The organism is Rhodococcoides fascians A25f (assembly GCF_000760935.2).
Lineage (GTDB): Bacteria > Actinomycetota > Actinomycetes > Mycobacteriales > Mycobacteriaceae > Rhodococcoides.
Genome location: NZ_CP049744.1, coordinates 4,442,942 through 4,463,749, shown reverse-complemented (window position 1 = coordinate 4,463,749; position 20,808 = coordinate 4,442,942). Strand labels below are relative to the sequence as shown.

The following is a 20,808-nucleotide window of genomic DNA, read 5'->3' as shown; positions in this document are numbered from 1 at the left end:
TGCGTGAAGCAATGAATCAGTGCTTCAATCCTTGGCATGCCCTATCGCCGAACCCCCGCGGTGCAAGCCAGGCTCGACGCCGGCCGCGAGAAGCTGTTCGCTGCCGCCATCGAGGTGCTCTCGACGCAGGGTTACGCAGGACTGTCGATCGCCTCGGTCGCCGCGGCCGCGGGAGTGTCCGCGGGCAGCGTCTACACCCACTTCGAGGGCAAGGCGGACCTGGTGGTCGCCATCTTCCGCGAGGTCTGCGGCCGCGAGGTTGCCGCTGTGGTCGCCGTTGCCGGGCACGGAAGCACCGCCGAGCGGGTGACGGCAGTGGTGGAGACCTTCGCCGGACGAGCCCTGAAGAACCGAACGATGGCGTACGCGCTGCTCGCCGAACCGGTGGACCCCGCCGTCGACGCCGAGCGGTTGGTCTTCCGGCGAAAATTCACCGAGGCATTCGCCGACGCGATCGCGGCAGGCATCGCAGCCGGAGAGATTCCCGAGCAGGACGCGGCGATTTCGGCAGCAGGTCTGGTCGGTGCCGTCGGCGAAGTGCTGGTCGGTCCGTTGTCTTCACACGAATCCAAGGATCCGGTGCCGGGTCTGGTGGCATTGTCATTGCGCGCGTTAGGAGTTCGAGATGGACACGCATGAGGTATTCAATCAGTCGGTCGACCTGAGTCCGTACGACACATCCGCGGACGGGTCGTTGCTCGACGGCCTGGCGCGGGCCGGCGGCGGCTGGGCGCTCGACGAGGTTCGGCAGCTGGGAGCCCTCGCCGGCGGAGCTGACGCGCAGGAATGGGGGCGGCTCGCCAACGAGAACCCACCGGTGCTGAAGACGCACGATCGCTACGGTCATCGCATCGACGAGGTCGAATTCCACCCGCACTGGCACGATTTGATGACCGTCGCCGTCGAGCACGGACTGCATGCCAGCCCCTGGACCGACGATCGTGTGGGTGCGCACGTTGCCCGCGCTGCGAAGTTCTACGTCTGGGGTCAGACCGAGGCGGGTCATATGTGTCCCATCTCGATGACCTATGCCGTCGTTCCGGCTCTGCGGCACAACCCCTCTCTGGCAGCACAATACGAGCCACTGTTGGCCTCACGGGAATACGACTTCGGGCTGCGTGTTCCGTCCGAGAAGCGTGGACTGATCGCCGGCATGTCGATGACCGAGAAGCAGGGCGGATCCGATGTCCGCGCCAACACCACCACCGCTACTCCGACGTCGGATGGTACGTATTCGATTGTCGGCCACAAGTGGTTCACCTCTGCGCCGATGTCGGACATGTTCCTCACGTTGGCGCAGGCACCGGGCGGACTGTCGTGTTTCATGCTGCCGCGCGTCTTGCCCGACGGCACTCGTAACCGAATGATGCTGCAGCGCTTGAAGGACAAGCTGGGCAACAAGTCGAATGCATCCGGCGAGCTCGAGTACCACGGGGCGACCGGTTGGCTCGTGGGTGAAGAGGGTCGCGGAGTGCGCACCATCATCGAGATGGTGAACATGACCAGGCTGGACTGCGTCATCGGATCTGCGGCGGGAATTCGCAACGCCACCGTCCGCGCGGTTCATCATGCCCGCCACCGAGCAGCGTTCGGCGCGCAGCTGATCGATCAACCACTGATGCGAAACGTGCTGGCAGACTTGACCATCGAATCCGAGGCCGCGACTGCCGCCATGATTCGTCTGGCGCAGGCCACCGACGGATCGGCTCGCGGTGACGAGCAGGAGAGCGCACTACGCCGAATCGCGTTGGCCATCACCAAGTACTGGGTATGCAAGCGGGCACCGGCACATGCCGCCGAGGCCCTCGAATGTCTCGGTGGCAACGGCTATGTGGAGGAATCGGGTATGCCTCGGCTGTTCCGCGAATCGCCGTTGATGTCGATCTGGGAAGGCTCCGGGAACGTCGCCGCACTCGATTCCCTGCGTGCGTTGGCGCGGCAGCCGGACAGCGTCGAGGCCTTCTTCGGTGAGATCGGCCAGGCGTCGGGCGTGGATTCTCGACTGGACGACGCCATCGCGCGTGTCGGCAAAGAGCTCTCCGACACCTCCGACATGGAGTACCGGGCCAGACGAGTCGTCGAACTGATGGCTCTGACCTTCCAGGGTGCGCAGCTGGTGATGCACGGGAATCCCGCTGTGGCCGATGCGTTCTGCGCCACTCGACTCGACCGCGATTGGGGCATCGCCTTCGGCACCCTGCCGACGGGTGTCGATACCTCAGCGGTGTTGGCGCGGGTGTGATGCCGCGGATCTACGCCCCTCGTGGGAATTCGCACCGCCTGTAGGGTGCGCATATTCCTACGAGCGCCGTAGATGTGGGGAGGGGTAGCTCGGCGTACCGTCCGCTCGGCGGGCCGAGGACCACTGCGCGCCGATGGGCAGCATGAAGCCGGTCGATGATGACGTGCGGAGTCGACAAGTCCCGCCAGTCGAATCTGAATACGGTTCTGCCCTGCTCAGCGAGTCGGTTGTGGCGATTCTTCTCTGCGATGATGGCTTTCCGTGGCTGCGGACCATACTTCTCTTCCCCGTCGAACTCGGCGATCACCTCGGCCAGGTTGGGAAACAGGAAGTCGGTACGGGCGATGCGTCGACCGCCTTCGTCGAAGATCGTCTGATTGGTCAGCGGAGTCGACACCGTCTGCAGGATCAGTCGCGATCGACTCTCGCCGACACTGTCGCTGCGCGCACTCATCGTGCTGACGGCACGTCTGGCGCGTCCGGCACCACTTCGGTGTTGCGCTGCTTCGCAATACTTCTCGAGTTCCTCGATCGTGGTGAGGCCGTGGCGCAATGCCCGATCACCGAGGCACACTGCGACGTCGAGTGGATGAGTCCTGGCAATGTCGACGACTGTGCGCGCTGGGCGTGTGACGCGCATATCGTCGATATGGAGCCACTCGTCGTCGAGTAATTCGGTGCCGTGGAGGAACCGGCGTCGACTGCGCTTGCCCGAGTGGCCGCGAGTCGTGGTCATCGTCACCGTGTGGAGCGGCAAGTTCCACACGTCGAGTCCGAGAACCACCGCTGCGGACACATGGCTGAGCACGACGTCGTCGCCGGAATCGGTATAGGTCGCCTGAGCCAGGAGGGCATGCTGCTGCGCAGAGTTCAGTGTCGCGAAAACGTCCCCTCGAACGAACCAGCCTCTACGGATTGCAACGATGGACCTGTGTGCGCGTGCCCGGCGAAGGTCGTCATCGGTGAAGCCCGACGCGAGCGCATCGGCACGGGTGAAGAGCCCACGTTGGTCGAAGTCCATGCTCGATTGGACGCACGGCTGGTCTGTTTGGATCCGCCGAGCGGCAATCTACGGCCCGTCCAGAATCTACACCGCCTACAGGGTGCGCAGATTCCTACCAGGGCCGTAGATCCACCGACCGACCTCAGGCCGAACGACCCCGCTGCGCCCGGTACCAGCGCACCAGGGAATCGGTCGATGAATCCGACTGTGCAGCAGGAGCTTCGGAGTCGGTGAGCACCGGAGTCAGCTCCAGGGCCTGGGTCTTGCCCAGTTCGACGCCCCACTGGTCGTAGGAGTCGACGCCCCAGATGACGCCTTCGACGAAGACCTGATGTTCGTACAGGGCTATCAATTGGCCGACCACCGAGGGCGTGAGCTTCGACGCGAGAATCGAGGTGGACGGACGATTGCCGGGCATCACCTTGTGCGGCACCACATCTGCCGGTGTGTCCTCGGCGGCGATCTCCTCGGCAGTTTTGCCGAAGGCGAGAACCTTGGTCTGGGCGAAGAAGTTGCTCATCAGCAGGTCGTGCATCGAGCCGGTGCCGTCGCGGGTGGGTAGATCGTCGGTGGGCTCGGCGAATCCGATGAAGTCCGCAGGCACCAAACGTGTTCCCTGGTGTAGCAATTGGTAGAAGGCATGCTGGCCGTTGGTGCCCGGCTCGCCCCAGAAGATCTCGCCGGTGGGTGTGGTGACGGGGGAGCCGTCGGCCTTGACGGACTTGCCGTTGGATTCCATCGTCAACTGCTGCAGGTACGCCGCGAAGCGGGAGAGGTCATTCGAATACGGCAGCACTGCACGGGTTTCCGCGCCGAAGAACGAGCTGTACCACAGGCCGATGAGGCCGAGCAGAACCGGCGCATTCTCGGCGAGCGGGGTGGTGCGGAAGTGCTCGTCGATGCGATGAAAGCCGTCCAGGAATTCGCCGAACGCGTCTTTGCCGACAACGGCCATGACCGACAGACCGATTGCCGAATCGACGGAGTAGCGTCCGCCGACCCAGTCCCAGAAGCCGAACATGTTGGCGGTGTCGATGCCGAAGTCCGCGACGCGCTCGGCGTTGGTGGACACGGCGACGAAGTGCTTGGCGACGGCGTCTTCACCGAGTGCGTCGACGAGCCAGCGACGGGCCGCGGTCGCGTTGGTCAATGTTTCGAGGGTGGAGAACGTCTTGGACGCGATGATGAACAGCGTTGACGCCGGGTCGAGTCCGTCGAGTGCACCGACGAGATCGGCTGGGTCGACGTTGGAGACGAACTTTGCGGAAATCCCCGCGTCGGCGTAGTGACGGAGCGCGTTGTAGACCATGACCGGTCCGAGGTCGGATCCGCCGATGCCGATGTTGACGACTGTGGAGATTTTTTCGCCGGTGGCACCGACCCATTCGCCGGAACGCACTCGGTCGGTGAATTCGCCCATAGCAGTGAGGACTTCGTGTACATCGGCGACGACGTCCTGGCCGTCGACGGTCAACGACGCGTCGGCCGGTAGGCGCAACGCGGTGTGCAGAACGGCGCGGTCCTCGGAGGTGTTGATGTGCGCGCCCGAGAACATCGCGTCGCGCTTGCCTTCGACATCGGCGGTGCGGGCGAGTTCGACGAGCAACTCGACGGTCTCGCGAGTGATCCGGTGCTTGCTGTAGTCGATATGAAGATCGGCGGCATCGAGGGTGAATGTCTGCGCTCGGTCGGAGTCCTCGGCGAACAGGGTCCGAAGATGAGTATCGGCGATCGTGGAGTGGTGATCGGTCAGCTTCTGCCAGGCATCCGTGCCGGTGATATCGACGCTCATACGAACCAACAGTAATCCCGTGCCGAGTCGCGCGCGCGTCGTTTCCGTTTGCGTCAGCCGCTGCGGAGGCATCATGGACGGTATGGACCAACGTGCATTGATCGAATCGATTCCGGCAAAACTGTGGATCGGCGGCAAGGCCGTCGACGCAGAGGGAGGCAAGACGTTCGCGGTGAACGATCCGGCGACCGGCAAGCCCCTGACCGAGGTGGCGGACGCATCGCCCGCCGACGCGATGAAGGCGCTCGACGCCGCCGCTGCAGCGCAGAAGAGCTGGGCGGCAACGCCTGCGCGCGAGCGCAGCGAGATTCTGCGAGCGGCCTTCGAGAAGGTCACCGAACGCGCCGACGACATCGCGCTGCTGATGACCCTCGAGATGGGTAAGGCCCTTGCAGAGTCGAAGGCCGAAGTGAAGTACGGTGCCGAGTTCTTCCGCTGGTTCGCCGAGGAAGCCGTGCGCATCGGTGGTCGCTACACCCCGGCTCCGGCGGGCAACGGTCGGATTCTCGTCACGAAGGCTCCCGTGGGCCCGGTGTTGGCGATCACCCCGTGGAACTTCCCTCTCGCTATGGGTACCAGGAAGATCGGGCCTGCTCTGGCCGCCGGCTGCACCATCGTCGTCAAGCCCGCCCGCGAGACTCCGCTGACGATGCTGCTGCTCGCGCAGATCTTCGACGAGGTCGGCCTGCCCGAAGGTGTGCTCTCGGTACTGACGACGTCGAAGTCCGGCGACGTCACCGGTCCACTGATCGAAGACCCACGCTTGCGGAAGCTCACGTTCACCGGCTCGACGGGAGTGGGTAAATCGCTCGTCGAGAAATCTGCGACGAGGTTGCTGCGGACGTCGATGGAACTCGGTGGCAATGCCCCGTTCGTGGTGTTCGACGACGCGAACATAGACGACGCGGTGGACGGCGCGATGCTGGCGAAGATGCGCAACGGCGGAGAGGCCTGCACCGCGGCGAACCGGCTGCACGTGCACAACAGCGTTCGGGAGGAGTTCACCACCAAGTTGGTGGCGAAGATGTCCGAGATGAAGCTCGGACCCGGCGTCGACCCCGACACCAAGCTCGGCCCGCTGATCAACGCAGATCAGCTCGACACCGTTCAAGAGCTCGTCGACGATGCAGTGGAGAAGGGAGCAACAGTCGCGCTCGGCGGTACCGCACCGGGCGGAGATGGGTACTTCTACCCGGCGACCGTGCTCACCGACGTTCCAGCGAAGGCCAGGATCCTGAAAGAGGAAGTGTTCGGGCCTGTCGCTCCCATCGTCGGCTTCGACACCGAGCAGGAAGGTATCGACGCAGCCAACGCCACCGAGTACGGCCTGGCGTCGTACATCTACACGGAGAACCTGGACCGCGCGCTACGGGTGGCCGACGCCATCGACAGCGGAATGGTGGGCGTCAACCGCGGAGTGATCTCGGACGCGGCTGCGCCGTTCGGTGGAGTCAAGGAATCGGGATTCGGCCGTGAGGGCGGATCCGAGGGCATCGAGGAATACCTCGAGACCAAGTACATCGCTTTGAAGTAGAACGTCGGTTGGGCGTGCATCCGCGCGCCCAACCGAGGGGTCTATCAGTGTCCGAGGCGACCGCGACCGAGGCGGAGCAGGAGCATGGCCAACGTGTGGCCTTCCTGACCGAGGCTGCTGAAACGCTCGAGGACCTTCATCTCACGGCTGTGCACCAGGCGCGGACCACCGGAGGCCATGCGGGTGCGGCCGATGATCTGCGAGACCTCGGAGCGACGCTTGATGGCCGTCAGGATCTCGGCATCGAGGCGGTCGATTTCCTGGCGCAAATCGTTGATCTCGGCCTCGCTGGAAGGCACTGCAATCTCTGAGTCGATCTTCGTCGTCATGGCCATCGTCTCTCCTCGGGTCACATCTTGGATCGCTGCGTCGTCCGTCACCGTTACGCCTTTCGTATTCGGAGCTGCATCGCTCGGCGGCTCGGTTCCCGGCTCGAATTTCCTGCCCGGACCTTCGAGCCCCCGCCTGGAACCAGGGGCGTTGCGTCTATCGACAGGCTCCCGTACGTGTGGCAGAGGAGCGGCCGACCCGACGCAGGCGATGACGTACGGTTTTTTCGATCACCGATCCAGTGTGCCACGGGCCGACCGTCCTGAAAAGTCATCCGTCGGGGCCGGGACCACGCGATGTGGGTTTGTCGGTACGCGCCGGTAACCTGACCTGACGATGAACACATTCCTCCAAGGCCTCGCGTCCCGTAAGAATGCTGCGTCCGACGCGTTGTTGGAAGGGCTCAATCCCCAGCAACGTGAGGCCGTTGTGCACACCGGATCGCCGCTGCTCATCGTGGCTGGAGCCGGTTCGGGCAAGACAGCGGTGCTGACGCGTCGTATCGCGTATCTGCTCGCCGAGCGCGGGGTGTCCCCAGGTCAGATTCTGGCCATCACGTTCACCAACAAGGCCGCCGCGGAGATGCGCGAGCGAGTCGCCGGTCTGGTGGGACCGCGAGCGAATGCGATGTGGGTATCGACGTTCCACTCGAGTTGTGTGCGAATTCTGCGGGCCCAGGCAGCGCTGCTGCCCGGGCTGAACTCGAACTTCTCGATCTACGACGCCGACGACTCGCGCCGATTGCTGACGATGATTTCCAAGGATCTGCAGATCGACACCAAGAAGTTCTCGGCGCGGCTGCTCTCGACGGCGATCTCCAACCTCAAGAACGAACTGATCGGCCCGGACAAGGCCACCGAGGACGCCGACGGCGACCCTGCCGAGCTGCCGCGGCTCGTCGCGAAGGTCTATCGCATCTATCAGCAGCGTCTGCGCGCGGCCAACGCCATGGACTTCGACGACCTCATCGGCGAGACAGTGGGAATTCTGCAGGCCTTCCCGCAGGTGGCCCAGTACTACCGCCGCAGATTCCGGCACGTGCTGGTCGACGAGTATCAGGACACCAACCACGCTCAGTACATGCTGGTGCGAGAGCTGGTGGGCACTCCCGATGCCGACGGAGCGCTCGAGGGCACCGTCGCTCCGGGAGAGCTGTGTGTGGTGGGCGATGCCGATCAGTCCATCTACGCCTTCCGCGGCGCGACCATCCGCAACATCGAGGAATTCGAGCGCGACTACCCCGACGCTCGCACTATCTTGCTCGAGCAGAACTACCGGTCGACGCAGAACATTCTCTCGGCCGCCAATGCCGTGATCTCTCGCAACATCGGTCGCCGCGAGAAGAAGTTGTGGACCGACACCGGCGAGGGCGAGCTGATCGTCGGCTACGTCGCAGACAACGAGCACGACGAGGCGTCGTTCGTGGCCTCGGAGATCGACCGGCTCGTCGACGGCGGAGATGTGCGCTTCGACGAGGTAGCGGTGTTCTATCGCACCAACAACTCCTCGCGTGCGCTCGAAGAGATCTTCATTCGACTCGGTCTGCCGTACAAGGTCGTCGGCGGCGTCCGGTTCTACGAGCGCAAGGAAGTACGGGACCTGGTCGCGTATCTGCGGGTGCTGTCCAACGAGGACGACACCGTCAGCATGCGACGCATCCTGAACACCCCGCGCCGAGGTATCGGCGATCGTGCCGAGGCGTGTGTCGCCGTCCACGCGGAGCAACGTGACATCAGCTTCTCGCGCGCCCTGCACGACGCGGCCGCGGGCAAGGTGGCGTTGCTCAACTCGCGGCAGCAGAAGCTGATCGCACAGTTCATGGAATTGCTCGACGAACTGCGCGCAGTACTCACCGCGACCGACGGCGACGGAAACGACATCGCCGATATCGGTGATGTCGTCGAAGCCGTTCTCGACCGCACGGGCTACCGCGCCGAACTCGAAGCCAGCAGTGATCCGCAGGACGGCGCACGCCTGGACAACCTCAACGAACTTGTCAGCGTGGCAAGGGAGTTCACGTCCGAGGCGCGAAACCAAGCCGCGGTGGCGGAGGAAGCGCTCGAGACAGGCGACGACCGAAGCGAGGACGACGGTGGCGTCGACGGGCTGGCCGAACCGGGTTCGCTCGCGGCATTCCTCGAACGGGTCTCCCTGGTAGCCGATACCGATCAGATTCCCGACTCGGGCACCGGAGTCGTCACCTTGATGACGCTGCACACCGCGAAGGGCCTGGAGTTTCCGGTCGTCTTCGTGACCGGCTGGGAGGACGGCCAATTCCCGCACATGCGAGCACTGGGTGACCCCAACGAACTGTCCGAGGAGCGACGCCTGGCATACGTGGGTATCACGCGCGCACGGCAGCGGCTCTATCTCACGCGCGCGATCATGCGGTCGGCGTGGGGCCAGCCCATTGCGAACCCGGAATCACGTTTCCTGCAGGAAGTCCCGCAACACCTGATCGATTGGCGACGTGAGGATCCCGGCACCGGCGGCGGCCGCGCGATCGGCGGTGGCAGATCCGGGAGCTACGGCTCGAACAGTTACGGCTCGGGCGGTGGTTACGGCTCGAACAGCTATGGCTCGGGTGGTTCCGGCGGCTCCTCGTCACGCGGCCAGAGCTCGTCGCCCAGCTTCGGTGCCGCCAAGGGGCGCAACTCCAATCTTGTTCTCGCCGTCGGTGATCGAGTCAGTCACGACAAGTACGGCCTGGGTACGGTGCTGGAATCGACCGGTGCCGGCGTCAAGGCGATGGTCCTGATCGACTTCGGCTCGGCCGGCCGCGTCAAGATGATGCTCATCGGCGGCGTCCCGATGACCAAGCTGTAGAGACCAAGCTGTAAAGCCCCCGACAACGCGAAAGCCGGGCCCTGCGAGAGCGGGGTCCGGCTTGTTGTGCAGTAGTGGAAGAGGCTCAGTCCATTTCGGGTCCGAGGGAGATTCCTCGGGAGGCGAGCCAGGGCAGCGGGTCGATCTTGACCTCGCCCGGGAGGTGGACCTCGAAGTGCAGGTGCGGTCCGGTGGAGAAGCCGCGGTTGCCCATACGTGCGATCTGATCGCCGGCCATGACATCCTGGCCGACGGTGACGAGCGTGCTGTCGATGTGGCCGTACACGGTGATCGTGCCGTCGGCGTGCTGCAGTCGAACCCACATGCCGAAGCCTGCAGCCGGACCGGAGTCGATGACCTTGCCGTCGGCGACGGCGTAGATCGGAGTTCCGATGGCGTTGGCAACGTCGACACCGGCGTGGAGAACGCCCCAGCGAGTACCGAAGTTGGAGGTGTAGGTGCCCTGCGCGGGGAGGGCAAACAGGGGCCGGCGGGCGGCTGCTTCACGTGCAGCACGCTCTTCGCTGAAGCGCTGACCCTTGGCGAGCAAGTCGTTGAACTGGCTCAGATCGGCCGGTGCCGCGACGCTGAGAATCTGCGGTGCCTGCGACGGCGTTGCGCTCGACGAATCTGCGTCGAGTTCGGCAGTTTGCGGGGCGGTGGTGGCCGCGACTGCGGCGGCGGGTGCTTCACCGGCGGCGAGCGCGTACTCGGAGGTGGCGACCGTAGCGGGCGAGTCGTCGTTGATGACGGCCTGGCCTGCAGCCACGACAGCGCCGGCAGCCACGGCGAGTACAGCAGCGCGGCCTTTGAGGGCGGTGGGGGGAAGCGGGATTCGGTGTGCTCCGCCGCGACGGGCCACGGGGGTGGCGTCTGCGGTGGTCGCGAACGTCGTGACGACGGTCGGTGCTTCGTCGGGTGCGACGTAGGCGGTGTCGACGTACTCGGCCTCGGCGTACTGGTACGCCGGGTAGGAGTACGCGTCGTACGCGCCGTTGTCGTCGGCAGGCTCGTAGCTGTAGACCGTGGTCGCTTCTTCAGCGGCGGGTCGAGTGAACCGGCTGGAGGTGAAGGACGCACGGTGTTGCTGCAAGACCTACAACCTCCGTTATCCGTGACCTGGCCGTTACTGAAAGACTCGGCAGACGGTAACGAAATGATTGCGGGGCGCGCAAGTTAACAGCCCAAACTGGGAGGATATGTGAGATGGCTCACAGCCCGACCAGTGTTTATGTCGTGACGAGCCACATCCGTAATCGGACACCCGGAGTGCATGCAGCAACAGTAACGGTGTCCACGCCCGTCGAGCCGATACCGTGATCCGAATGCCGACTCCCACCTTCGACGACTCGTCCGCCCGCGGTTCCGAGCGTGCGGAACCGCAACGAATCGAGCCGCTCGACGGGCCGGGCGACAGAGCGGACGATCCGTCACCCACGTCGCGCGTCGCGGTTGCACTCGTCTTCGCTCTGATCGCAGCAGCTGCCGCGGCGGCGGCCCCACTCGTCGGCGTCGTCCGAAGCGTCGACGGTTCGCCGGTGGGAAGCGGCGCCGCGTCGGCCGCGGTTGTCGCCGTCGCTCTTCCTGTCCTGGTTGCCGTCGCAGCGGCGGTGGGTGCGGCCACGAGGCGTATCGAGTTCGCCGCGGCACTTCTCGCCGGGTACGGCGCGGTGGCACTCGGCATCGCACTACTGGACATCGCTCTGCTGTCGGACCCGATCGATGCGAATCGGCTCGAGCTCTTTCGTCCCCTGAGCGCCGCCATGCTCGACGCCACCGCCGGTGCCCGGATTCTGCTCGTCGGTCACGCAGCGTCCGTGCTGGCGGGCGTTGCGGGGTGGTCCGCGGTGCATCGCGCCGGGCTCGGTGACGGGTACGGCCACTCGGTCTATTCCGAGCACGTGGGGCGCGCGTCGGCGGGTCGGGTCGGTTCGTTGCTGGGGGCGTTGCTCGGCGCGTTCGGTGTACTCGCGGCCGTCGCGGCGTTCTCGTCGCTGTACCGCTCGGAGGACCCGGTGGTGATCGTCACCGCCGTCGTGGAATCGCCGGTGTTCGTCGCCGTTGGATCCGGGGTCGTCGGCGTCGCGGCACTCGTGGTGGTGGCGTCGGCGCTGGCCTCGCTGTCGCCGCTGGTGGCCTCGGGCGCGTCCGTCGGAGCCGGACTCGGCGTGTTGGGGTTCGCGGGCGTCGGTCTGCTCGCCGGACTGAGCACCGGGGCTCGGGTGAGCGCCGGGCCCGGGGCCTATCTGGGGACGGCGGCCGGAATCGGATTGCTGGTCTGCGGCGCAGCGCTCGCACCCGTCGCCGCTGCCCGAGACCGGCGCGCGCTGCAGAGAGCGCAGGAACGCGAGGCGGGTGCGCGAAGTGCCCGCGGCGTCGCCGGTCCAGGAGCGACCAGATGGCATGCCGCAGCAGGCAGTGCAGGCGTTCTCGCCGGCGCGCTGTTCGTCGTCGGTTCGCTACTGCCGATTCTCGAGACCGACTCGGGCATCGCCGTGCCGCAGATCCTGGCCACCCGGGTCGTGTTGGTTGCCGGCTTCGTGATGATTCTGGGTTCGGTGCCGCTGCTGTTCTCCGAGTTCGCCTCTGCTGCACGCCCGTTCGTGGCCTTGTTCTGGCTCGGCGCGGTGTCGGCGGCGGCTTCGGTGTTGCAATCGGTCGTGCTCGCCGAGGACGTGGACGGAGTCGGCACAGGCATCGGCGCTCTGGCGATCATCGCGGGCGTCGTCGCAGCGGCAGTCACCGGACTGCTGGCTCTGTTCGCCGGATCGGCCGAACGCGACGATGTCGACACATCCGCGGACGTGTCGACGGACGGCGTCGTGCTGGGCGTCGGTTTGTTCGGTGCCGCACTTCTCGCGATCGGCCTGGCGCTGCCGCTGTATCGGGGCAGCGACGTCACCGCCGCAACCGTCACAGAATTTCCGTGGGGTTGGGATACCTGGGGGCAGATGGTGCTCGCCGTCGGCATCGTCGTCGCAGCCCTCGTTGCCGCGCGAGCTCGGGCCGCTCGCGGCAGCGTTCTGCTCGCAGCAGCAGCGGTCGCCGGCATCGTTCATCTCGCGTCGTGGCCGCTGACATCTGCCCGGGCAACGGATCCGGTGATGGGGCCCGCCGTTCTGCCGTTGGTGGTGGGAATCGTCGTTCTCGGTGTCGCTGCGGCACTTTCGGCCCGCCGCGCCGATCGGTGACGGCCATTTCATCGCGCCCTCGGCGGTGAGATAGGCCACATAGCATGCATGCGCCCGATGCGCCGTCGGGGCACCTGGATAAAGTCCATGCTCAGACCCGCTCACACCCCTGGAGCGGGCGTCAACGTAGACGAGACGGTGAGCTGATGGATCTCTTCGAATACCAGGCGAAGGAATTGTTCGCCAAGCATGGCGTACCCACCTCCGCCGGTCGTGTCACCGACACGGTCGCCGGAGCAACACAGATTGCCGAAGAAATCGGCAAGCCAGTAATGGTCAAGGCACAGGTCAAGGTCGGCGGCCGCGGCAAGGCCGGCGGAGTCAAGTACTCCAAGGACGTCGCAGCAGCCACCGAGAACGCAGAAGCGATTCTCGGACTCGACATCAAGGGTCATGTCGTCAAGAAGCTTCTCGTTGCAGAAGCCTCCGACATCGCCGAGGAGTACTACATCTCCTTCCTGCTCGATCGCACCAACCGCACCTACCTCGCGATGTGTTCGGTCGAGGGTGGAGTGGAGATCGAGGTGACGGCGGAGGAGAACCCCGACGCACTCGCACGTATCCCGGTCGACGCAGTCAAGGGCGTAGACCTCGCTTTCGCTCGTGAGATCGCCGAGAAGGGCAAGCTGCCCGCCGAGGTGCTCGACGCCGCTGCGGTGACCATCCAGAAGCTGTGGGAGGTCTTCATCAACGAAGACGCTCTCCTGGTCGAGGTCAACCCGCTGGTTCGCACCCCCGACGATCAGATCCTGGCCCTCGACGGCAAGGTGACGCTCGACGCCAACGCAGACTTCCGCCAGGCCGGCCACGCCGAGTTCGAGGACAAGGACGCAGCCGATCCCCTCGAGGCCAAGGCCAAGGAGAACGACCTCAACTACGTCAAGCTCGACGGACAGGTCGGAATCATCGGAAACGGTGCAGGACTTGTCATGTCGACCCTCGACGTCGTCGCCTACGCAGGCGAGGCACACGGCGGCGTCAAGCCTGCCAACTTCCTCGACATCGGCGGCGGAGCGTCGGCCGAGGTCATGGCCGCAGGCCTCGACGTCATCCTCGGTGACGAGCAGGTCAAGAGCGTGTTCGTCAACGTCTTCGGTGGCATCACCGCTTGTGACGCAGTCGCCAACGGCATCGTCGGCGCGCTGAAGAAGCTGGGCGACGACGCCAACAAGCCGCTGGTCGTCCGTCTCGACGGCAACAAGGTCGAAGAGGGCCGCAAGATTCTCGCCGACGCCGCGCACCCGCTGGTGACGCTCGCCGGAACCATGGACGAGGGCGCCGACAAGGCCGCCGAGCTGGCAGCGAAGTAGAGGAAACAATGTCTATCTTTCTGAACAAGGACAACAAGGTCATCGTCCAGGGCATCACCGGCGGCGAAGGCACCAAGCACACCGCCCTGATGCTCAAGGCCGGCACCCAGGTCGTCGGCGGCGTCAACGCACGCAAGGCCGGAACCACGGTCAAGCACGTCGACGCTCAGGGCAACGACATCGAATTGCCGGTGTTCGCTTCGGTTTCCGAGGCCATGGAGAAGACCGGAGCCGACGTGTCCATCGCGTTCGTGCCGCCGGCATTCTCCAAGGACGCCATCGTCGAGGCCATCGACGCGGAGATCCCGCTGCTCGTCGTCATCACCGAGGGTATCCCCGTGCAGGACTCCGCGTACGCGTGGGCCTACAACGTGGAGAAGGGCAAGAAGACCCGCATCATCGGCCCGAACTGCCCCGGAATCATCACTCCCGGTGAGGCATTGGTCGGCATCACGCCCGCCAACATCTCGGGAACCGGCCCCATCGGCCTGGTCTCCAAGAGTGGCACGCTGACCTACCAGATGATGTTCGAGCTCCGCGACTTCGGATTCTCGACGGCCATCGGCATCGGCGGCGACCCGGTCATCGGAACCACCCACATCGACGCCATCGAGGCGTTCGAGGCGGACCCCGAGACCAAGATCATCGTCATGATCGGTGAGATCGGCGGCGACGCCGAAGAGCGTGCAGCCGATTACATCAAGGCCAACGTGACCAAGCCGGTCGTCGGTTACGTCGCAGGCTTCACTGCTCCCGAGGGCAAGACCATGGGCCACGCCGGCGCCATCGTCTCCGGCTCGCTGGGAACGGCGCAGGCGAAGAAGGACGCACTCGAGGCCGCAGGCGTCAAGGTCGGCAAGACGCCGTCCGAGACCGCTGCCCTCGCGCGCGAAATCCTGGAATCGCTTTCTGTGAAGTAAGTTTCACATCGTAAGAAGCCCGCCACCGAATCCGGTGGCGGGCTTTTTCGTGCCCCATCCCTTGTGCGCGTTTTGCGTACCTCTGCCTACGCAAAACGCGCACAAGGAGTGAGCCCGGCTACGCCATGTCACGTCGACACGAAGGGGTCTAGATTGTGGGGCGTGCACAACATCTTCACCACCGCCTTCGTGACGGTCCATCGGCTCTACATCAAGAAGGTGGAGCGAAAGGGTCGCACCGCAGCGGAGGTCGACGAGATCATTCGGTGGCTCACCGGATTCGATCAACAGACTCTCCAGCACCATCTCGACGCCGAAACTACGTTCGAGGACTTCTTCGCGGCGGCGAACCTGAATCCGAACGCGACACTGATCACCGGAGTCGTCTGCGGCATTCGCGTCGAGAATGTCGAGGACCCGTTGATGAAGAAAATCCGGTTGCTGGACAAGCTGATCGACGAACTCGCCAAGGGCAAGGCGATGGAGAAGATTCTGCGCAGCTGACCGTGATCAGTAAATCGAATGAGTGAGGGTTGCGGTGTAGGTGTCGGCGATGACGCCAGATGATGGGACGTCCACCGACACTGTCGATGTCCAGCTCGTCAGACAGAGCGCCCCGCCTGTTTTGGCGAGGGTGGGCTGAGCGGTCAATCCGACATTGACTGCACTGGAGTTGCCGGTTACACCGGCCGTGCAGTTCGACTGGGGCGCACGGTAGGTCGCCGACGTCGGAGCCAGAATGCGACCGGTGTTGGATCCGACAAAGTTCGACAGACTGACATCGGACTTCCAGCCGGCCAATCCGACGCCCAACACCGTCAGGCTCATGGTTCCCGTCCACGTCGTTCCCGGTATGACGGTCGATGATCCGGTCATCGTCGATGGCACCGAAATGTTCAGCAGATTGTCCGCTGCGGCTGCGGCCGGTGCTGCGGCCCTCGCGGCCGGGCGGGGGGCAGTGGTCATCGGCGTCGCCGCGGGCGGGGGCGATGTTGCGGTGGTTGTCGGCGTCACGGCTGACACTGACGCCGGAACCTCGAAAGTCGGTACGACGCTCGATGTTTCGGTCGGCGTGCTCGCTGCAGAATCGGTTGTTGTTGTTGTGGTCGCTGTTGTTGCGGGTGGTGCCGGAGCGTCAGTGGTAGCGATCTGCACCGGAGGGGTCGAGGCGGTCGTGTCGGTGGTCGTACACGCCGGTGTCGGAACCGCCGTGGAGGTGGTCGGGACGGGACTTGTGGTTGTCGCAGGTGCGACGACGCAATTCTGTTCGGCTGCAGGGGGGTCTGCCAATTGTTGCGCAGACACCGCCGGGTTGGCGGTGGCTGCAAGAACCACCACCACCCCGACAGCTACCGCGAGACGTCGCATCTCAACCGACCTTTCGCCGCCGCATCAGCACAACGACCGCAGCTGCGATCGCGAAGACGACCAGCGCGGCGAGTCCCCAGATCCACACAGGAACACCGGAATCCGACGATGTTTCCGCCGCCGTGACCGAGCCCTGATCAGGGAACGTCACTTCGACGGCCGATGTCTTGCTCACCAATCCGCTCGTGATGGTGAGTGCCGCCTGCCACGGGCCCGCCGGGAGCGCAGGGTCGAGCGTGAAGGTAACACTTCCCGATTGCCCTGGCGCGATAGATCCGCCCGAACCCTTGACCGGTGCAGTCGAAATCCCGCCGGGACCGCCCGACAACTCCACGGTTCCGCTCGGGTCGAGGGCGCGCCCACCGGTGTTGGAGATGGTGGCAACGATCTCCGGCGCACCCGATTCGTTCCGTGACGCCGCGACATCGCCGATTTCCAGATCGGCGGCCGGTCCGTTCCCGGCTCCGACCGAGAGATAAGTGCGAATACCGACGCGGCTGACGTTCTGAATTCCGGTTCCGGTTGGGGCGCCGGCAGTTTGAGCCCATACGACGGCATACTGCTCGCCCTCGGGGGCGTCGGGTGGAACTGCGATGGTCACCACCGCTTCGGCCGCCGAGTTCGGAGCCAGCGTGAGGTCTGTCGGCGTCACCGACATCCACGTCGTGAGCTCGTTGACGGCGCGGTCGTCACCTACCTCGAAGCCGGAGTCGTCGGCTCCGATCGATGCAGCAGCGGGGTACAGAGTGACCGGCTGCTGTTGATCGGTGCTGTTGCTGACCTCGATGCGCCTGGTGATGGTGGTGCCGGGCGGCAGGTTGTCGATGATGTAGGCCAGTGCCCGCGGATCGTCCTGTAGCGATACGGGCGCTTCGAGCAGGCGAATACCCACGCTGCCCACCGGTGCCGATTCGGTTGGTTGTTGAGCGGCGGCCGGAGCCTGCGCGACGAACGCCGAAGCGAACATCAGCACGGTCAGGACTCCGGCCGCCAATCCCCGATGAAGTGACATGTACAGATCAGGCCACCGAATGCGTGACAACGCCCGTGTACGTACCTGCCACGACGTCACTGGGCAGTGCGACGGAGACGGTGCCGGTCCAGGTGGCGGTGTTCGCTCCGATGACCGCTGTCGCGACCACGACAGGCTTGGTGGAGTCGATGGTCTGAGGAACCAATACTCCGGCTACCGTCGAGACGCCCGTGCGCGCAGGTAGGAGCGGCGCCGAGTAGGTTACTGCGGTCGCTGGGATGGACGCGGGGTCCGGCGCGGGCTTGTCGAATGCGGTGCTGATCGCCGACGCAGTCCAGCCGTTGATTCCGAGTCGCTGGTCGGACACGACGACGGGGGTGATGCCTCCGCTCGCTGTATTGCCGGTCACGGTCAGCGCCTGGGATGTCGGGGCTGTGATGGTGAGCGCACCGCCCGCGACCGTGAAGGTCACGTTGGTGGGTACGGCGTTGGACACGGCGGGCGAGATGACGGCAGCGGCGAATGCGCCGGCTACGGCGACAGTGGCGAAGAGTGACTTGCGCATGAGGGGCGTCCTAGGGGAGGGCGAGTGTTCGGACCCGCCGGTTTGTGGTGAGCACAACATTAATCGCCGCAGGTTGTGACACGTTACAGATTGACGGTATCTGTCACGAAGTACTTTTCGACCCTGGATAACGGGTCGAACGACGGTCTTGTTTGAGTACAGCAACACCGACCCGTGGGCTCGAAGGCCTCCGATATCCGTCTCGCGGTGACCGACATGCTGAGAAACCGGCCATCTCTTCTCAGAATCACGCTGAGTCGAAGTGTGGTCACGGGCTCGGAGCGAGACTTCACTGTGCGTCATGACAACCACAGAAAACCGTGTTCTCACCAAGGACTGGCCCGACGCTCCCACCACCGCTGCCGGGTGGATCTCGCGCGCCGGTGAGGTAGCTCAGCTCCTCGCCGTCGACGCGGTCGCCCGCGACAAGGGGCGTGAGGCTCCCACCGCCGAAGTTCAGCTACTCAAGGACGCCGGTCTCGTCACGCTGCTGGGCCCCGTCGAACATGGCGGTGCAGGGCAGGATTGGCCGACGGCGTACCAGGTGATCCGTACCGTCGCCGCCGCCGATGGTTCCATCGGTCAGCTGTTGGGCTATCACCTGTTGTGGTTCTGGGCCGCCCGACTCGTCGGCACACCCGAGCAGATCGAGGCCGTCGAAGCCGACGCAACGAAGAACAAGTGGTTCTTCGGCGGTGCCGTCAACCCTCGGGACAACGACGTTGCCGTCACCGACGAGGGTGACACCATCGTGTTCGACGGTTCCAAGACCTTCTCCACCGGCAGCCGCGTCTCGGACGTGACCGTGCTCGAAGGTGCGCTCGAGGGCAGTACCGATCACGTGTTCGCGATCGTGCCGTCCAACATCGAGGGCTTGTCCTTCCATGACGACTGGGACAACATCGGCCAGCGTCAGACCGAGAGCGGCAGCGTGACCATCGACAAGGTTCGCGTCGACTGGGCCAGCGCAGCAGGATTCGTGGACAAAGCTTTTCAGCCTCGTGTCTACAACACGCTCAACGTTCCGACCATCCAACTGGTGTTCGTCAACTTCTACCTCGGAATCGCGAGGGGTGCCCTGGAGGAGGCGGCGTCGTACACCAAGGACAAGACTCGCGCCTGGCTGCACAGCACCGTGGACAAGGCCGTCGACGAGCCGTACATCATCGACATCTACGGCGACCTGACCGCCAAGCTGTGGGCCGTCGAAGCCCTTGCCGACGCAGTGGCGTTGGAAGGCAAAAAGATTCACGACAATGCCTGGAACGTCACCGCCGAGGAGCGCGGTGATCACGAGGTACGGGTGGCTGCAGTCAAGGCTCGCGCCACCGAGGTGTCGCTCGAGATCACGTCGACGGTGTTCGAGGCCCTCGGTGCGCGTGCGACGGCCAGCAAGTACGGCTTCGACCGCTTCTGGCGCAACGTGCGTACCCACACCCTGCACGATCCGGTCGCGTACAAGCGGCGCGAGGTAGGGCGCTGGGTTCTCACCGGCGAGCTGCCCGAGCCCACCTGGTATTCGTAGAACATGTTCGGAGGAGAAGAGCTGTGAGCACCGAAAAGATTTCCGACGCAATCAAATTCGCGTACTGGGTACCCAACGTTTCGGGTGGTCTGGTCACCAGCACCATCGAGCAACGCACCAGCTGGGATTACGAGTACAACAAGAAGCTGGCGCAGACCGCCGAGAACAACGGCTTCGAGTACGCGCTGAGTCAGGTTCGGTACGAGGCCAGCTACGGGGCCGAGTTCCAGCACGAATCCACCAGCTTCTCGCTCGCTCTCCTGCTGGCCACCGAGAGGCTCAAAGTCATTGCGGCGGTGCATCCAGGGCTGTGGCAGCCGGCCGTTCTGGCCAAGCTGGGCGCTACCGCGGATCACCTGTCCAACGGCCGCTTCGCGGTGAACGTCGTCAGTGGTTGGTTCAAGGACGAGTTCACCCACCTGGGTGAACCGTGGCTCGAGCACGACGAAAGATACCGTCGCAGCGCCGAATTCCTGCAGGTGCTGCGACGGATCTGGACCGAGGACGACGTCGACTTCCGGGGCGACTTCTATCGGATCCACGATTTCACCCTCAAGCCGAAACCGCTCAACACCCCGGAGCGGCCCAATCCCGAGCTGTTCCAGGGCGGGAATTCTTCTGCGGCGCAGGAGAATGCCGGTCGGTACTCGGATTGGTACTTCAGCAACGGCAAGGATTTCGACGGCGTCACCGAGCAACTCGACAATCTTCGACGCATCGCGCGTGATCATCAGCGCGAGGTCAAGTTCGGCCTCAATGGCTTCATCATTGCCCGCGACACCGAGAAGGAAGCGCGAGACACGCTGCGCGAGATCATCGAGAAGGCGAACAAGCCCGCCGTCGAAGGCTTCAAGAGAGCGGTGCAGCAGGCCGGGAATTCGACGGGTGACAAGAAGGGTATGTGGGCCGACTCGTCGTTCGAGGATCTCGTCCAGTACAACGACGGCTTCAAGACCCAGTTGATCGGGACGCCGGAGCAAGTGGCCGAGCGGATCGTTGCCTACCGACGCCGCGGCGTCGACCTGATTCTCGGTGGCTTCCTGCACTTCCAGGAGGAGATCGAGTACTTCGGAGCCAAGGTGCTTCCGCTGGTTCGGGAACTCGAGGCCGCCGAAGTCGACGACCAGGAGCTCGTCGGGGCCCGTTGACCTGGAGTGCCTGGATCGGTCGGGTCCGTGCAGTAGCGTGAGTCGAAAGGACCCGACCGACCCTGGGTACGTAACTATCAG

At 64.6% G+C, this 20,808-nt stretch carries 17 protein-coding genes; 10 read left to right on the top strand and 7 right to left on the bottom strand.

Translation table 11 applies throughout. The annotated features are described in order from the left end of the window. Positions 1-36 precede the first annotated feature (36 nt). Both BH93_RS20900 and BH93_RS20895 read left to right on the top strand, forming a co-directional pair. Complete coding sequence (locus BH93_RS20900; protein WP_032377336.1) at positions 37-639, top strand: TetR/AcrR family transcriptional regulator; 603 nt, start codon at positions 37-39, stop codon at positions 637-639. Next, positions 626-2,242 carry an acyl-CoA dehydrogenase family protein gene (locus tag BH93_RS20895; protein ID WP_037175460.1) on the top strand — a complete coding sequence of 539 codons (1,617 nt, stop codon included), beginning with the start codon at positions 626-628 and terminating at the stop codon, positions 2,240-2,242. The genes BH93_RS20900 and BH93_RS20895 overlap by 14 nt, the downstream gene beginning before the upstream one ends. A gap of 10 nt (positions 2,243-2,252) precedes the next feature. On the opposite strand, the gene BH93_RS20890 is transcribed toward BH93_RS20895, so the two are convergent. Together BH93_RS20890 and pgi are read right to left on the bottom strand one after the other, a co-directional pair. Further along, on the bottom strand, positions 2,253-3,263 hold the full coding sequence (locus tag BH93_RS20890) for a hypothetical protein (protein WP_052065392.1): 1,011 nt from the start codon (positions 3,261-3,263) through the stop codon (positions 2,253-2,255). A 124-nt stretch (positions 3,264-3,387) separates the two neighbouring features. Beyond that, entirely contained in the window at positions 3,388-5,037 is a 1,650-nt protein-coding gene (gene pgi, locus BH93_RS20885) for a glucose-6-phosphate isomerase (protein ID WP_037176783.1), read from the bottom strand. An 82-nt stretch (positions 5,038-5,119) separates the two neighbouring features. On the opposite strand from pgi, the gene BH93_RS20880 reads away from it, so the two are divergent. Then, positions 5,120-6,571, top strand: coding sequence for an NAD-dependent succinate-semialdehyde dehydrogenase (locus BH93_RS20880; protein WP_032378293.1), 1,452 nt, complete (start codon positions 5,120-5,122; stop codon positions 6,569-6,571). A gap of 44 nt (positions 6,572-6,615) precedes the next feature. Here the strand turns inward: BH93_RS20880 and BH93_RS20875 are convergent, their stop codons facing one another. Then, the gene (locus BH93_RS20875) at positions 6,616-6,906 is read right to left on the bottom strand and encodes a chorismate mutase (RefSeq protein WP_032378292.1); all 291 of its coding nucleotides are present in this window, start codon (positions 6,904-6,906) and stop codon (positions 6,616-6,618) included. Between the two features lie 331 nt (positions 6,907-7,237). On the opposite strand from BH93_RS20875, the gene pcrA reads away from it, so the two are divergent. After that, on the top strand, positions 7,238-9,727 hold the full coding sequence (gene pcrA / locus BH93_RS20870) for a DNA helicase PcrA (protein ID WP_037175459.1): 2,490 nt from the start codon (positions 7,238-7,240) through the stop codon (positions 9,725-9,727). An 85-nt stretch (positions 9,728-9,812) separates the two neighbouring features. On the opposite strand, the gene BH93_RS20865 is transcribed toward pcrA, so the two are convergent. After that, entirely contained in the window at positions 9,813-10,820 is a 1,008-nt protein-coding gene (locus tag BH93_RS20865; protein WP_037175458.1) for a M23 family metallopeptidase, read from the bottom strand. Positions 10,821-11,052: 232 nt separating this feature from the next. Here BH93_RS20865 and BH93_RS20860 point away from each other — a divergent pair, with 232 nt between their 5' ends. From BH93_RS20860 to BH93_RS20845, 4 genes are all read left to right on the top strand, one after another. Then, positions 11,053-12,918 (top strand): hypothetical protein, encoded by a 1,866-nt coding sequence (locus BH93_RS20860; protein ID WP_037175457.1) that lies wholly within the window; start codon positions 11,053-11,055, stop codon positions 12,916-12,918. A 146-nt stretch (positions 12,919-13,064) separates the two neighbouring features. Next, the gene (sucC, locus tag BH93_RS20855; RefSeq protein WP_032377331.1) at positions 13,065-14,228 is read left to right on the top strand and encodes an ADP-forming succinate--CoA ligase subunit beta; all 1,164 of its coding nucleotides are present in this window, start codon (positions 13,065-13,067) and stop codon (positions 14,226-14,228) included. Between the two features lie 8 nt (positions 14,229-14,236). After that, positions 14,237-15,148 (top strand): succinate--CoA ligase subunit alpha, encoded by a 912-nt coding sequence (gene sucD / locus BH93_RS20850; protein WP_032371251.1) that lies wholly within the window; start codon positions 14,237-14,239, stop codon positions 15,146-15,148. Between the two features lie 162 nt (positions 15,149-15,310). Then, complete coding sequence (locus BH93_RS20845; RefSeq protein ID WP_032377330.1) at positions 15,311-15,652, top strand: DUF2200 domain-containing protein; 342 nt, start codon at positions 15,311-15,313, stop codon at positions 15,650-15,652. 6 nt (positions 15,653-15,658) lie between these two features. Here BH93_RS20845 and BH93_RS20840 read toward each other — a convergent pair whose 3' ends face one another. From BH93_RS20840 to BH93_RS20830, 3 genes are all read right to left on the bottom strand, one after another. After that, on the bottom strand, positions 15,659-16,114 hold the full coding sequence (locus BH93_RS20840; RefSeq protein ID WP_032377329.1) for a hypothetical protein: 456 nt from the start codon (positions 16,112-16,114) through the stop codon (positions 15,659-15,661). Between the two features lie 403 nt (positions 16,115-16,517). After that, positions 16,518-17,528, bottom strand: coding sequence for a hypothetical protein (locus tag BH93_RS20835; RefSeq protein WP_037175455.1), 1,011 nt, complete (start codon positions 17,526-17,528; stop codon positions 16,518-16,520). Positions 17,529-17,535: 7 nt separating this feature from the next. Further along, positions 17,536-18,054, bottom strand: coding sequence for a hypothetical protein (locus BH93_RS20830; RefSeq protein WP_032377327.1), 519 nt, complete (start codon positions 18,052-18,054; stop codon positions 17,536-17,538). A gap of 301 nt (positions 18,055-18,355) precedes the next feature. Here BH93_RS20830 and BH93_RS20825 point away from each other — a divergent pair, with 301 nt between their 5' ends. Together BH93_RS20825 and sfnG are read left to right on the top strand one after the other, a co-directional pair. Beyond that, the gene (locus BH93_RS20825; RefSeq protein ID WP_052058782.1) at positions 18,356-19,579 is read left to right on the top strand and encodes an acyl-CoA dehydrogenase family protein; all 1,224 of its coding nucleotides are present in this window, start codon (positions 18,356-18,358) and stop codon (positions 19,577-19,579) included. Between the two features lie 23 nt (positions 19,580-19,602). Then, entirely contained in the window at positions 19,603-20,727 is a 1,125-nt protein-coding gene (sfnG, locus tag BH93_RS20820; protein WP_037175454.1) for a dimethylsulfone monooxygenase SfnG, read from the top strand. Positions 20,728-20,808: the final 81 nt, after the last annotated feature.